Source organism: Paenibacillus sp. SC116, assembly GCF_024733555.1.
GTDB lineage: Bacteria > Bacillota > Bacilli > Paenibacillales > Paenibacillaceae > Paenibacillus_B.
The window spans coordinates 736,386-752,070 of record NZ_JANIOF010000001.1 but is presented as its reverse complement, the minus strand read 5'-3'; the positions used below and the strand labels follow the sequence as shown (position 1 = coordinate 752,070).

Sequence of the window (15,685 nt, the reverse complement as noted above, 5' to 3'; positions counted from 1 at the left end):
TACTGAGATGAAAAATAAGCTAAAGATTCTTCTTGCTATCGGTGCAATTAGCATCGTGCTAACAGGTTGTTTCGATACAAACAAACATGAAGGTATGGATCACTCTAAAATGAACATGCAGGACTCGGAAAAGACTTCCGAGACTGCTGCTACGCCTAAGGAAGTAACTAATGAGAACAAGCTAACTAAAGCTGCACCTATCGTGGATGGTAAAGAGTACACGATTACGGCTCAAGCGAGCAATTTGCAAGTTTCTAAAGACAAAACATTGCCAGTCTGGACATTTAACAACTCTGTACCAGGTCCTGAAATTCGAGTCAAAGTAGGCGAAACAGTAAAAATTCATTTGAAAAATGAATTAGAAGAGCCAGTATCTATTCATTGGCATGGATATCCTGTTCCTAATAACATGGATGGTATTCCAGGTGTCACGCAGGATGCGGTCGTTGCGGGTAAATCATTTACGTATGAATTTAAAGCTACTGTTCCCGGAACCTATTGGTACCACTCTCATCAAGACAGTGTAAATCAAGTCGATAAAGGGCTGTATGGCACGCTTATTGTTGAGGACCCGAAGGAAAGTTACGACCGTGACTACACACTAGTACTGGATGAATGGATGAGTTCAGGTAGCATGGATATGGGAAAAGAAACAGAAAGTGATTCAAATGGAGATGGCCATAACATGGGTGACATGGAGGGAATGGATCATAGCCAAATGGGACACGGTCAAACGGAGTCAAATGATAGCGAAAGTATGGATCACAGTAAAATGAATATGGGCGATATGGGCAGTATGGGTGGCCATGATATGAGCATGTATGATGTATATACGATCAATGGCAAATCAGGTGATGCCATTGATAAGCTGGTCGTCAAGGAAGGCGACAAAGTGCGAATTCGCCTTGTCAATGCAGGCTATATTACGCATACGATGCATCTACATGGCCATGAATTTAAAGTCATTGCTTCAGACGGGCAACCTGTAAATAGTCCAGCTGTGATTACAGACCAAGGGATATCCATTGCACCAGGTGAACGCTACGATATCGAATTTACTGCCAACAATCCTGGCAATTGGCTGCTTGAAGAACACAGCTCGGATGACAGAGTGAAAAATATGAGGACGGTTATTGCTTACGAAGGTGTTACGACTCAGACAGACGCGTCAAATGCGAAAGAAAAGTTGCCAGCATTCGACCTCACGAACTATGGTAAGCAAGCGCAGACCAAATTCACACTGGATCAGAAATTCGATCAGGATGTTCTGATGGATTTAAATACAGAAATGAAAGACGGCAAGATGGTCTATACAATTAACGGAAAGGTATTCCCTGACACCGATAAAATTAAAGTCGACAAAGGAGAGAAGGTCAAGGTTACGTTTGTAAATAACTCGATGATGGATGACCACCCGATGCATTTGCACGGCCACTTCTTCCAAGTGTTAAGTCGGAATGGCAAGCCGCTTGAAGGAGCACCTGTCATTAAAGATACGCTTAATGTGAAGCCAGGTGAGGAGTATGTGGTTGCTTTCGAGGCGGATAATCCAGGGGATTGGATGTTCCATTGTCATGATCTGCACCACGCTGCGGATGGAATGGTTACGGATGTTATGTATAAAGGTTATAAGAGCAATTACACACCTGATCCGACTGTTGGCAACAAGCCAGAGTAACCGAAGAGTGACGTAATCAAAATCCTGCAGACATGATACAACTGCAGGATTTTGATCACCCCGTAAGAAGTCCTGACGGCAACATGGGTACAATGTTCCTTGAAATACACAATTCCCAGATGTTACATTTTGATAGGGAAGTATAGTCACTACTAAAAACAGAAAGAAGGATAACGACGTGGCGATGCGGGGATATTACTTTGCTATGGATGACAACCTGGTGCGGCAAATCGCAGCAGGCGACATTGCATTAAAGAGTTTGAAAATAGACGATTATCCTGGACTGGGTATTGATAGATCCTGGGAGGCGATTCACTACTTACTTTGTGGAGATATTGCCGATGGAGAGCCTCCTCTTGGCTATGTTGTTCCGCTGACGTCAGACAAAGGCATCGACTTTGGCTCATTCGGTGCGTTTTCCTTACGTGCCGAGCAAGTTGCAGAAGCGCTTCAGGCGATGTTTGAGTTGGATGAAGCGCAGCTCCGCTTGAGGTATGATTTCTCGGTTATGGTCAAGGACGAGGTATACCCGCTTGAGCCTGGAACTGTTTCAGACGAGGATGCGGACGAGTTCTTTGCCTACATGCTTCAGAATTTTAACGATATCCGGCGTTTCTATAGCCACACTGCAGCCGAGGGCAAAGGTCTCATTTTCTACATTTTCTGATTTAGATTGGGTAATTTTTCATGATATAATAGGTTTTATATTTGATAAGGGAGTGTCTACATGAATCGAATCGCAAAATTCGCGGGTGTATTTGCCCTTGGACTCAGCATCTTACTTGCAGGCTGCAGCAGCTCTACGAATTCAAACAATTCGAATGCTAGCCATACAGAAGGTCATCAGCAGCATGCGCCAAATGGAGATTTACAGGAAACGACCGCTTCTTTAGCGAAACTGCCAGCATTTTTGGACGAGCAGCCTGAACTTGTTCGTACGGCTTACATGACTGCTGCTAAGGTTACAGAGCAATTGGACTACATACCTTGTTATTGTGGCTGTGGTGAAAGTGCGGGGCATAATAACAACTTGAATTGTTTCATCAAAGAAATTAATGAAGATTCCGTCGTATGGGATGATCACGGAACTCGCTGTGGAGTGTGCATAGAAACAGCATTAATAACAGCCAAAATGCATGAAGATGGTGCTTCTCTAACGGAAATTCGCGCTGAGATCGATAAGAAATACAAAGAAGGCTACGCGAAACCAACTCCAACACCGATGCCTAGTGTATAGTGCATGCGATAGTGAGATCGTATAAGTGGAGAAGCATATCCCTTCTTATAACTGGACACAAAACTCCTGAAGGTTGTGACACCATCAGGAGTTTTTTTATGATTTGGATATAAAATAGATATACAAATGAACATTTAAGTTTATACTAAAGTTTTTGATTAAAAACCCGCGATTTATGATAAAACTTTATCATCATAGAAAGATATTTCATCTGAAAAAGTGGGTACTGGACATAGATTGTGCGTCATACCTTCTCTTACTTCTTTTGTGTGAACTCTTTTATGACAGGATACGTCTTTATCATACTCTTGATCTTAGTTTGATCTAGCAAATGTCCATTCATTACAACAGCATGAATGCGAGTTGTGTTATGAATATCCGTCAATGGGTTAGCATCTAAAATAACGAGATCCGCTAGTTTTCCTTCTTCAACCGTACCTTGATTCTCCTCATTGTCTAAGTAACGAGCTGGATTGATCGTAGCAGATTGCAGAGCTTGCAGGGGGCTTAATCCCGCTTTCACTAGCAGCTGCAATTCTTCGTGCAGACTAAAGCCATAGTATAAGTTTGGCATCATGTATGTGGCATCCGAGCCAGCCATAATAGGAACTCCTGCCTGATTCATTTTACGGATCAAATCCGAATTGATTTGCACCATTTGGTTCAATAACTTCACTTCTCTTTTATTACTTTGAGTTCTTTTAATCCCTGTAAGCCATTGCTTCTGGATAGATGGTGCAACATACTTTATCCGTTGATCAGGAGTTGGCTTATTTACACTTGTCATCGTGACCATTGTCGGTACTTGGTAAGTCTCGTTTTGTTTGAAAGTTTCATACAGTTTTTGTGAATCACCAGCACTGTAATACGCAGCTGCTTTGATTTCATAATCATAATAGCGCAAATGATCTCTATCTAGAGCTCCCGTTGCTACTTCCTTAACAAATTGATTGAAGAGGCCTGACTTTTGTGATGCTGTCGCGATGTGCATGCCATGCAGATGCTCAAAGCTCCTCATGCCATCATTAGAAGCTTTATCTGCTCGTATCGTAAGTGGCAGATGACCAGCAACAGGCAGCTTCTGTTTTTTTGCTTCATCCAATACTACAGCGTATAACTTATCAGATATATTAGTGTACATTTTTACATGATCCACTTTGTGCTGCTTCAGCAGTTGGACAGCTTTACGAGCTTCTGCCTCTGTTTTTAAATTAAAATGATGACCAGGTGCTTCCTCATTCGGAAATGTATTGGCTACCTTCCCGGAATAGACAATGCGTGGCATTAATGTACCTTTATTGTGCATGTTTTGCGTCAATTTCACATGATTCAGACTAGTGCCCATTTCTCTGACACCTGTTACACCATTTGCTAATAATAGAGGAACCGCACTATCCATAAAATGTTCCATATGAACATGCATATCCCATAGTCCAGGAATGACGTATTTTCCAGTAGCTTTAATGATACGAGCATCGTCAGGAACATCGATATCTACTGAGTCATCAATACGCGTGATCTTGTTGCCTGTAATTACAATCGATTGCTTTGGTGTAAGCTTGCCTGTCTTCACATCCACAATGGTTACGTCTTGAATGATAAGATTGTTTTTTCCTTTCGGGCTAGGGGGATTGAGTAAGGCATTGGTTGTTTGCGCGAGTAGCCCGGATATCATGATAACGACTAACATCACGATACTGTTTTTAATTCCTTGATTTTTGTACAAAATGATACACCCTTTCTGATTGCTGATACGGCTGCATGCCAATCAGTCGCTTCGTGGTTACAGGGTGAATATACAATCATATCCGTCATATGACATAGTGACGAGCTGTCATTAGATTCGTATTACACGTCATTTATGACACAGTAGATGGGCTCAGTAGGTAAGTGGAGTTATCGATGTATCAAGGAAAATAAAGCAGCATCCATACTCCTACATTAGCGCTTGTCTGCGATCTCGTAATTTGATTATACTTAAATAGCATTGTTATGCTTGATATGGCCCAAGGTTTATCGCTTACGTCGTATGACTTGTGGGCATAATAGCTGTTATTCGATTTCTAGGGAGTGTACAAGATGATTAATCAAATTGGACAAATTATGCTGTATGTAAATGATCAGGACCAAGCTGTGAAGTTTTGGACAGAAAAGGCAGGTTTTATCGTCGTTACGGAGGAGAGCCAAGGCCCTATGCGTTGGATTGAAGTTGCACCGTCACAAGGAGCACAAACAAGCTTCGTACTTCACAACAAGCAAATGGTCGCTGAAATGCAGCCTGATATGAATGTAGGCACTCCATCCATCATGCTATTTACCGATAATTTCGATGGATTGTACAATAGCTTCAAAGAAAAAGGTGTTACGGTTGGTGATGTTGTAAGCCTGCCTGGGGGCCGTGTATTCAACTTTGCTGACGATGAGAAAAACTATTTTGCGGTTATGGAAAAGAAGTAATTTGAAGGTTCGTTAGATTGAAGCGTCACCACTTTGTGTGGTGGCGTTTTTTGATATTAGTAGGTGTGGTAAGCTATATTTAAAGGATGAATATATGAGTAAACAATAATAAATTGGTACATCTTATTTTACTTAAGTTAGAGGAGCAGATTTCAGAGATGTGGACGTTTTTATGGGAGTTAGTTATTGAAGATTTAATTATGGTTACGTACCTTAGAGCTCGAATGAAACGCATCATGAAACGAATGCGAAAACAGGAGATTTGGTTTAATGAACTTTGCGAGATGAGACCTGACTTTGTAGAATTTTTACTTGATGATGAGCTGTTTTCTGCCCCATTTAAAGGTAGTAAGTACCGAAAATTGATTTCGGAAGATCAAAAAGAGAGAGAGAAATTTATACAACGAATGAAATCTAGGATGTCTAAACATCCAGATAAATTCCGCTATAAGTTTTTGTTTTAAGTGTTTGATATATATACATATTTCTTATTTGGCTAGCAAAGTAAAATATTTAGAATACTGGTCAGTTTAATACAGGATAGAGAATAGGGAGAGTGGGGACGAATGCCTACGATACTGGTTGCTGATGACGATGCGAACATTCGCGAGTTGGTTTGTTTATTTCTACGCAATGATGGATTCGAAATCGCCGAAGCCGTGGATGGAAAGGAAGCACTAGCTATTTATGCCTCAAGGCAAATTGATCTTGTCATACTCGATATTATGATGCCGATTATGGATGGCTGGGCTTTATGCAAGGAGCTGCGAAGAGCAAATCCGGATCTTCCACTACTTATGCTGACTGCAAGAGGCGAAACATGGGAGAAGGTGAAAGGATTCGAGCTTGGGGCGGATGATTATTTGACGAAACCGTTCGATCCGCTGGAAATGATGGCCCGCGTTAAGGCACTGCTGAAACGCTATAAGATTGGCACCACGCAGATAATCCAGTTGGGTAACATTACGCTTGATCGACAGAGCTATAAGGTAGTAAGGGGGCAGGAATTGCTCATGCTGCCGCTCAAGGAGTTCGAATTGCTATATAAACTCGCTGCATCACCTGGACAAGTCTACACGCGTGAGCAGTTAATCGAACAAATTTGGGGGATCGATTATATCGGAGATGAACGAACGATAGATGTACATATTAAACGTCTGCGTGAACGGTTCGCGACTACACCCAATTTTCGTATCGAAACGGTGCGTGGGCTTGGCTACAGGCTTGAGGTGTACGAATGATTAGGTCCTTATATACACGTGTTGTCCTGACATTTCTAGTTTCCGTAATCGGGGGCACGATCATTGCCTTTTTTGTGGCAGTTTGGGTATTTGAAGATAAATTGAGCGAAAACTTGCAAATCCCTTTACTTAACTTTGGTCAGGACATCGTTCGGATTTACGAGACATTACCGTTACATGAAGCCGACACATTCGTAAGTGGAATGAATCAGCTCAAATCCTATCATATTCGAATTTACGAAGAGACGGGCGAGTTCCAGTCTTACGGAGAGCTTAACGGACATAATCTTGTCGCGGTATCGATGGAGCAAATAAAAAGAGTCCTGGATGGAGCAGTTGTTCAAGCCAATCCGAGTGGTGTATCTACTGTTCTCTTAGGGATGCCGCTGAAAACTGATACAGAAACGAAAGCGATATTTATAGAACCAATTGCGCTCCCTTCCAGCTCGTTTGCCATCAAGTGGCTTTTGAACTTTTCAACCTATTCGTTGATCGTAGGAAGTCTATTAATTCTCGTTTCAGCTATGTTCCTCGTCAGACCGATTAAGAAGTTGACACAAGCGACCAAGCACATAGCAGGTGGAGATTTCAACGTCAAGTTGAATATAAAGCAAACAGGCGAGTTAGGTACGTTGGCTCGCAGCTTCGAAGAAATGATGCACGATTTGCAGCAGCTTGAGCAGATGCGCAGGGAATTTGTAACGAATGTGTCGCACGAAGTTCAGTCGCCGCTTACTTCGATATCCGGTTATGCGATAGCGCTCAAGCAAGTAGACGTCGCAGATCATGAGCGAAGCCGTTATCTTGATATTATTATCTCGGAAGCAGCTCGGATGTCTAAAATGAGCGATAGCCTGCTCAAGCTGAGTTTGCTTGAATCGCAGTCACAGTCACTACAGCTGGCCACATTCAGCCTTGATGAACAGATTAGGCGAGCCATCATCGCCATTCAGCCCCAATGGTCAGCTCGCAGTGTCCATTTCGATCTTCATTTAAAGGCTGTTCGTCTAGTGGCTGATCATGATCTATTAAACCAAGTATGGACAAACATCATCGGTAATAGTATTAAGTTTTCCAAGGATGGTGGTGTTATTAACATCAGCATCGAAAAAGATATTAAAAACGTAATCGTCCGCATATCCGACACTGGGCTTGGTATTTCTTTAGAGGACCAAAAACGCATCTTCGAGCGGTTTTTTAAGGCGGATCGCTCCCATAATCGCAAGTATGAAGGCAGTGGGTTGGGACTTGCCATCGTTAAACAGATCGTATCACTCCATCAAGGGGACATTCGAGTGGAAAGTGAGTCCGGCCAAGGAACGACCGTCATTGTCTCCTTGCCACTTACAACGCCCATAGGCCAGATTGATTCATAGGATGTCATTTGGATTGTATGAACGAAATACACGTATTCTCCATGCTACGGCATTATGTGCAAGTTTTCTTGCATGTGACGCCGTAGCATTTTTTGTTTGTTCATATTCCGTTCATATTGACGTCAGAGTGAGTTCATCTTCGTCGTATATGCTTGCCTTCACGGCCCGTTAAGGCAGCCCAATATAGAGATAACGATAGGAGCAGATGTGTGTGAAAATACGAGAGGTGGAGAAAATGAACTTGGACACAACTACAGGCAACAAACCAGCTAATAAGATGAGAAAATGGCTTATCATTTTACTTAAAATAGTAGCAGCATTAGTGATAGCAATCGTCGTTTTTCTAGCCATTGTTTTTGTCGTTGATAAGATCAGCAGTAAATCAGAGGAAGGAAAAATAAAACCTTATGGTCAGTTCGTAACAGTAGATGGGAAAAATATGAATGTTTTGATTCAAGGACAAGGCGAAGAAACAGTCGTGCTACTACCGGGTTTGGGAACAGGAACACCTGCGCTTGATTTTAAGCCACTAGTAGAAGAGTTATCACCATTTTACAAAGTCGTAGTGGTTGAGCCTTTTGGTTACGGATTAAGTGATGGAACGGATAAGGAACGAAGCACAGACAATATTGTTAGTGAAATTCATGAAGCCTTACAGAGTCTTAACATTGACCGCTATATTCTAATGGGTCACTCCATTTCAGGCATTTACGGACTAGATTATGTAAACAAATATGAACACGAAGTGAGTGCATTTGTCGGGATTGATAGCAGTGCTCCAAAGCAATACGGTGATAAGGTTGTTGAATCCCCAATACCAAATTCAGTAATTACACTACTCAAAGAATCAGGTTTAGCGAGATTGATAATGAAACTAAGTACTGACCCATTCGCTGCACTACCAGTTGATGATGAAACAAAAGAACAAATGAGAATTCTTTCTTACAAAAACTTTAGAAATCCCACCATTGTGAATGAAATAGAAAATAGGATTCCTAATTTTAGAGCAGCTGAAAATGTAACATTCCCAAAAAACCTTCCTGTTATTTTCTTTTTACAACCGGATCGTACAGCAATTGAAGGATGGTCAACATTACATGAAGAGCAAGTAAAAAATTCTGTACATGGTAAAGTGATGACATTTGAAGGAACACATTATTTACACCATACCAAAGCAAAAGAAATCGCTGAAAACTTCAGGGCATTTATGGAAGAAGTAAAGCAAGACAGTAGATCATTTTTTAAATGAAAGTTTATTTGTACCTATTTGATGTAACAACATGCTCTCATTCGCATTATCTAAACACGGTCCTCGTATTATCCCATGCTACGGCTCATGTGCAAGCTTCCTTGCATGTGACACCGTAGCATTTTTTGCTTGTTCATACTCCGTTCATATTGCGGTCATGAGGAGTACATCTTCGTCAGATAAGCTTTACTTAGTAATCCGATAAGTATCCCAATACAGATAAGAACAGGAGAAGATGAGAGTGGAACTAAAAGGAGAAGCGATAAACAAGAGGCCGGACACGAGATTGAGAAAAATGCTTAGAATTATACTTAAATCAATAGGTGTTATAGCTGCCATAATCGGAATTTTTCTTGCCATTGTGTTTACCGTTAATATCATAAGCAGTAAATCAGAGCAAGGAAAAATAGAATCCTATGGACAGTTGATACCTGTAGACGGAAAACAGATGAATGTTCTGATTGAAGGGCAAGGTGAAGAAACGATTGTGCTCCTGCCTGGTTATGGTACAGGATCACCAGTACTTGATTTTAAGCCGTTAATCGAAGAACTATCTCCATTTTACAAAGTTGTCGTGATCGAGCCTTTTGGTTATGGATTAAGCGATGGGACCGAAAAAGAGCGCATTACAGACCATATTGTAAGTGAAATTCATGAAGCAGTGCAGCAGCTTAATATTGACCAGTACATACTAATGGGTCATTCCATTGCAGGCATTTACGGGCTTGATTATGTGCACAAATATCCAAACGAAGTGAAGGCATTTGTCGGTATTGATACTAGTGTTCCAACACAACCGGGTATGGATGTTACGTTCCCAATAAAAACGTTTAAACTCCTCAAGCAATCAGGTCTCCTAAGATTGATGATGAATGTAAGTGGTGATGCCTATGATGGACTACCATTTGATGATCGAACAAAAGAGCAAATGAGGATGATTTCGCTTAAAAATGCGTACGAAACTACTATTTTAAACGAAATGGAGCATATTTCTACTAATTTTAAAGGGGCACATTCGTTAACGTTTCCCAAGGATCTTCCTCTCCTTTTATTTATACAAGGGAATAATCCGCCTGTTGAAGGTTGGATACCTTTGCACGAAGCGCAAGTCAAGGATTCCGAACATGGTAAATTGATTAAATTAGACGGCGGACACTATTTGCATCATACCCAATCAAAAGAAATCGGCGAGCAATTCAGGGCTTTTATGAACGAAATACAATCATGAAGCCTGTTCTACTAAATAGATGAGGATAGGAGACGATGTAAATGAATCGAATAGAAGTCGTGAAAATGAAGTTGGGTGCAAGTGTAAACAGAGTCCTAGTTTCAATCGTCGCATTAACCCTTGTGATAACGATGATCACTCCAATGTCTGCGATGGCCACAGAAGTTACTACGAACAGCAAATCTTTATCCTTTGATACAACTAAGAAAATAGCAGCCGAGAAAGCTAAGCTGCTAACAGAAAAGTACGGTATCACAAGTGTGCAATATGCGCTCATCGATCATGGCGAAATCGTTATTTCTGGGCATACAGGGAAAAACGACATAAAGGGTGAGCAACCACTTACTACAGAAACGATGTATGGCATAGGCTCAACGAGCAAAATGGTACTAGCTGCAGCTGTTATGAAGCTAGTTGATCAGGGGAAGGTAGATTTAGATACGCCCGTTGTAAAATATGTGCCCGACTTTAAAATGAAAGACCATCGTTACAAGCAGATTACCCCACGCATGCTGCTGAATCACTCTTCAGGCCTTCATGGATATATCGGCCCCAATGCTACATTATTTAATGATAATGATACGCATGCACATGATACATTGTTAGAGGAATTGGAAGTACAGGATTTAAAAGCTGATCCAGGTGCGTTCTCTGTATACAATAACGTTGGTTTTTCGTTAGCTGAAATATTGGTTGAGAGAGTTAGCGGCATGAGCTTTACAGCCTTTATACACAAGTATTTTACAGCGCCGCTAGATATGAAACATACGAAAACACCGCAGGATCATCTGGATCCAGCAGCACTTGCAGGGACCTATCACGCGAATTATAAGGGGCAACTCCCAACCGAAAATTATAATGTTATTGCATCTGGCGGTATTTACTCTACAGCTGAAGATATCGCTACATTCTCTCGTATTTTCACGGGTGATGCGGATGATATTCTCTCTAGTAAGTCGGTAACGGCTATGGAACGAGCCGAGTATAAGAAGGGAATGTGGTCACCAGACGCCGATTCTTCTCTATCATACGGGTTAGGTTGGGATAGCGTGAGCTTGTTCCCATTCAACCAATATGGTATCAAGGCGCTTACGAAAGGTGGAGATACGGCAGCTTATCATTCCTCATTAGTCGTGCTTCCGGAATACAATATGGCGGCGGCGGTACTTTCTTCAGGTGGCGTCAGCGCAATCGATCAGCTGTTGGCAAAGGAACTACTGCTTAGCGCACTACAAGAGAAAGGTGTTATCAAGGAACAGAAGCCGGAGAAGTCGCATGGCGTGCCCATAAAGGCGGATATGCCGCAGGAATTATCCCAGCATGCGGGCATTTATGGAGGTACCTCAGGCTCGTTACTGAAGGTGGAAATGAATCCTGGAGGCGGCGAATTGACAGTATCTACGATTACCGCTCCGAACATTCCTGTCCGAAAGTATACGTACACGGCAGATGGTTCTTTTGTAAACGAGAAGGGTACGGAAAAGTACAAGTTCGTTGTTGAGAAAAATGGACGTACTTACTTGTGGTCTCGCTCTTATTTATCTATATCGGGGCTTGGTCAGTTAGCGTTCTCAGAATATATCGCAGAGAAGCTAGAACCGAATGAATTAGTCCAAGATGTATTGGCTATATGGAAACATCGCGAGAATAAAAATTATTATTTGTTAAGTGAGAAATACTCATCGATGTTTTATTTCAACGGTGGGGCGGTTCAACAATTTCAGATGAGTAAAGATGCACCTGGCTATGTGTTAAATAATAAGATTTTGGATGCCAACAAAGCAGCTAACAAATTGCAACTCCCTACGATGGCTGGTCGAGATTCGATGGAAATCAACTTCTTTAAGAAGAATGGAGTTGAGTATTTTACACTAGCTGGTCATTTATACGGTAGTGAAGAGCTTGTAAAACCGATTTATTCGGGTGCACAATCTACGACAACGATTCAGGCGAACGGCCATGCTAAATGGTTTGCAGTGCCTGCAGCTGCTAAAGGAAAGGTCATGTCCGTTAAGATGCCTGCCAATGCTTCCTTTGCGGTATATGATCAAGCAGGCATTTGTATAAATTACACGGTAGTGAGCGGTAAGAATGAGGTCTTACTACCGGAGAATGGCCGTATCGTATTTGCAGGCGAGGCTGGTTCTAAGTTTGTTATTACATTGAAAAAGTAAAAGAAAAAGTATAACCGTATTATAGGTGTATCAAAATATGCACTTAATACAGCTTTCATTGGATGGCTCAATAAGGAAACTGGTATCACAAGCTATGGTTCAACTGGCGGAGAACGTGCAGCTGATCATTTGCGTGGAATTAGAAAGGTATATTTATAAATGAACAAAAATCCGAGTACAGGACATTATATAATGCCCTGTACTCGGATTTTTTCTTGCGAAAGAATATCCTTGAAATGCTTCGAAAAATACATGAAATATCCAATGGCAAATAAGCATATATTTCCAATGAATGAGCAGAAGAATACATCAAGATGGTATCATCTTGTTCTGTCGAATGGAGGTTCGATACTGCAATATATTGCAAATGAAACGTCAAGTAAAATGGAAAAGAGGTAACGAGCATGAAGGTTAAAAAGAAGTTGAAAATGAGATTACATACGGCCCTTTCCGTTCTACTCGTTCTAATTTTGTTTCCATTCCATGTAATAGGAGCAGCTAGTACAAATGAACAGCCAGTCGAGACAGCGGTCATACCGAGTAGTGAGGTTATTGCCCAATGGAATTTTACCAGCGCGGGAACACAAGGAATTATTCCGGCCTCATCTGGTGTGAATCAGCAAAGTTCTACCATTCGTGCAGTTGGTGGTCCATATTTCGAGGCGCTTGTGTCAACTGACCATAGTATTAAATATCAAGGCTGGAATAATGGAGCTAACACGAAATATTGGCTAGCTACGTTATCAACGAAAAATTATGAGAATATCACTTTATCTTCTCAGCAAACTTCAACAGGAACAGGCCCTCGGGATTTCAAGGTTCAAATTAGTACAGATAATCAATCATGGACGGATGTACCAAATGGTGTGCTTACGTTAATAACGAGCAATTTTAACTGCACGAACTGTAAACTGCAGGATACTCCGCTTAACTCAAGTAATCAAGATTTATTGTATATTCGCTGGCTCGTTACTTCTACTAAAGCAACGAATCCAAGTAATGCTGCTGTTGGACCTTATGGTTCAAGCTTATTTAAAGATGTTATTGTAAAAGGAAGCCGAATCTCAGGCACAAATCCGGGTACTCCAACGATAGATGAGGTTCTTCATCCTGTGAACGGTGCAGTAAATGTAGCAGTGGGTAGTCCAGTTACTGTGAAATTCAATAAGCCGATTCGTATCGCTCAAGGATACTCTGCCACCATCAAGGACAGTAACAACATTACTTTAAGCAATGTATCGTCTGAAATTATAAATAACAACACGTTAAAAATCAATCACCCCAATTTTGTAAATGGACAGACTTATACGGTATTTGTACCGAAGGAACTTATTAAAGGGCAAGATGATTTACCTCTTATTCGGGATGTATCTTGGAGTTTTGCCGTTCAAAGTTCGACTTCTCCACCAGTTATCCCCAAATTAATTAATATGACATTTAACGGAGACCCGAAAACAAGCTTAGCCTTCGCCTGGTATACCGATGTAATGACAGATACGGTCGTTCAAGTCGTTCAGGCTTCTGCAGTACAGGGTGGTGTGTTTCCGGAGATTGGAGTGACTACCTATCAAGGTAGCTCTGAAAAAATTGGTACTTACGTGGTCAAAGGAGACAGAGCTACTCAAAAGAAAACGTATTATTACACGCATAAAGCTATCGCAAACAATTTGACCCCTGGAACAGCTTATAAATACAGGGTAGGTAACGGATCGTCAAACAGCTGGAGCCAGATCGGTTCCTTCACTACAGATTCGGCAATAAATCAGCCATACCATTTCATTGCCGGTTCTGATTCTCAAGCCTCAAGTCGGTCAGGTTTTGAACCGTGGGCGGACACTTTCAAGAAGGCAAAAATAAAAATTGGCGATCCTAAATTTCTTATTAATGTAGGTGACTTGGTAGACAATGGGGATCTAGAGGAGCAATGGCAGTGGATGCTGGGTCTAGCGCAGAATGAACTTACAACAGTCCCTATCGTTCCAGTGCTCGGAGGTCATGAGGTTCAAGATTATCCTGGAGATGCGACAACACCTAACAATAACTTCTATAATCATTTTAACTTGCCCAAACAAGTTGTAGCCGGTACTGATGAAGGTTCTGTTTATTCGTTTGAATATGGTGATGCACTGTACCTCATATTTAATTCTCAATACGATGGAGGACTTGCCAGTGACGGAACCGTGCGGTGGGTAGATCAACAATATTTGGACCAAGTGAAATGGATGAAAAATGTCGTTGCAAAGAGTAATAAGAAGTGGAAATTCGTTGCGTTCCACAAAGCTCCTTATGGAGCAGGAGATAACTCAGGAAAATATGAAGATGAACGTGTTCAATTTTACAAAAAGCATCTTATCCCTGCCTTTGATGAAATGGGAATTGATATGGTGTTTGAAGCTCACGATCATATGTATATGAGATCGTTCCAAATGTACAATGATCAAGTTGTTCCAGCCTCACAAATTACGTTTGACAGTGAAGGTAATGCAATTAATCCTAAGGGTACCATCTATCTGATGTCTAATGCATTCGGAAATAAATTTTATACAAAGTATCCTGGCTATAACGATTATTTTGCGGCTAAAAATCTACAGCCTCACAAAAAAATGTTTACCGACGTTTATGTATCTGATCAAGTGCTTACATTTACAGCTTATACAGCAGCAATTGCTGACGAAGGATCAGGTAACAATGGAGTAAAAGCTTATGATCAATATGGGATCAGGAGAACCGACGTTAAGCCAGAGACCGTGACGAATGCTAGTGTTGTACGAAATGGGAACAAAGCAGTTATTTCATGGAGCCCTCCTGCAGCAAGTACAGAACCTGTAAGAGGTTTTAGACTATACGAGAAAAATGACAAGGTGTCCACACACTGGAGTGAATATATTCCGGTCGTGGCAGGTAAAACACAATACAGCTTTACTGTAAACAATATTAATTCGACGATGAATTATGAATTCATCATCAAAGCTGTTGGTACGAGATTCAATTCCGACCCTGTCGAAGTTAGCACGATTAATTAACTAGCTTTCTACGATACTGCCC

12 protein-coding genes are annotated in these 15,685 nt (G+C 41.3%); 11 read left to right on the top strand and 1 reads right to left on the bottom strand.

Features of this window, described 5'->3' with window-relative positions:
- Positions 1–7 precede the first annotated feature (7 nt).
- The 3 genes from NQ117_RS02910 to NQ117_RS02900 all read left to right on the top strand — a co-directional run bounded on the left by NQ117_RS02910 (position 8) and on the right by NQ117_RS02900 (position 2,915).
- Entirely contained in the window at positions 8–1,678 is a 1,671-nt protein-coding gene (locus NQ117_RS02910; protein ID WP_258276510.1) for a multicopper oxidase family protein, read from the top strand.
- Between the two features lie 184 nt (positions 1,679–1,862).
- Positions 1,863–2,345, top strand: coding sequence for a YfbM family protein (locus NQ117_RS02905; RefSeq protein ID WP_258278149.1), 483 nt, complete (start codon positions 1,863–1,865; stop codon positions 2,343–2,345).
- 60 nt (positions 2,346–2,405) lie between these two features.
- On the top strand, positions 2,406–2,915 hold the full coding sequence (locus tag NQ117_RS02900) for a PCYCGC motif-containing (lipo)protein (protein WP_258276509.1): 510 nt from the start codon (positions 2,406–2,408) through the stop codon (positions 2,913–2,915).
- A 256-nt stretch (positions 2,916–3,171) separates the two neighbouring features.
- Here NQ117_RS02900 and NQ117_RS02895 read toward each other — a convergent pair whose 3' ends face one another.
- Positions 3,172–4,641: an amidohydrolase family protein gene (locus tag NQ117_RS02895; protein WP_258276508.1), complete on the bottom strand. Its 1,470-nt coding sequence runs from the start codon at positions 4,639–4,641 to the stop codon at positions 3,172–3,174.
- Between the two features lie 353 nt (positions 4,642–4,994).
- On the opposite strand from NQ117_RS02895, the gene NQ117_RS02890 reads away from it, so the two are divergent.
- The 8 genes from NQ117_RS02890 to NQ117_RS02850 all read left to right on the top strand — a co-directional run bounded on the left by NQ117_RS02890 (position 4,995) and on the right by NQ117_RS02850 (position 15,663).
- Positions 4,995–5,372, top strand: a complete 378-nt coding sequence (locus NQ117_RS02890) for a VOC family protein (protein ID WP_258276507.1) — start codon at positions 4,995–4,997, stop codon at positions 5,370–5,372.
- A gap of 158 nt (positions 5,373–5,530) precedes the next feature.
- Entirely contained in the window at positions 5,531–5,836 is a 306-nt protein-coding gene (locus NQ117_RS02885) for a hypothetical protein (protein WP_258276506.1), read from the top strand.
- A gap of 102 nt (positions 5,837–5,938) precedes the next feature.
- Positions 5,939–6,613 carry a response regulator transcription factor gene (locus NQ117_RS02880; protein WP_258276505.1) on the top strand — a complete coding sequence of 225 codons (675 nt, stop codon included), beginning with the start codon at positions 5,939–5,941 and terminating at the stop codon, positions 6,611–6,613.
- On the top strand, positions 6,610–7,989 hold the full coding sequence (locus NQ117_RS02875; RefSeq protein WP_258276504.1) for a sensor histidine kinase: 1,380 nt from the start codon (positions 6,610–6,612) through the stop codon (positions 7,987–7,989). Before NQ117_RS02880 ends, NQ117_RS02875 begins: the two co-directional genes overlap by 4 nt.
- A gap of 235 nt (positions 7,990–8,224) precedes the next feature.
- A complete protein-coding gene (locus tag NQ117_RS02870) occupies positions 8,225–9,238 on the top strand; it encodes an alpha/beta fold hydrolase (protein ID WP_258276503.1) in 1,014 nt (337 codons plus the stop codon).
- A gap of 295 nt (positions 9,239–9,533) precedes the next feature.
- Positions 9,534–10,466: an alpha/beta fold hydrolase gene (locus tag NQ117_RS02865; RefSeq protein ID WP_258278148.1), complete on the top strand. Its 933-nt coding sequence runs from the start codon at positions 9,534–9,536 to the stop codon at positions 10,464–10,466.
- 41 nt (positions 10,467–10,507) lie between these two features.
- Entirely contained in the window at positions 10,508–12,640 is a 2,133-nt protein-coding gene (locus tag NQ117_RS02860) for a serine hydrolase domain-containing protein (RefSeq protein WP_258276502.1), read from the top strand.
- Between the two features lie 404 nt (positions 12,641–13,044).
- Positions 13,045–15,663 (top strand): metallophosphoesterase, encoded by a 2,619-nt coding sequence (locus NQ117_RS02850; protein WP_258276501.1) that lies wholly within the window; start codon positions 13,045–13,047, stop codon positions 15,661–15,663.
- Positions 15,664–15,685: the final 22 nt, after the last annotated feature.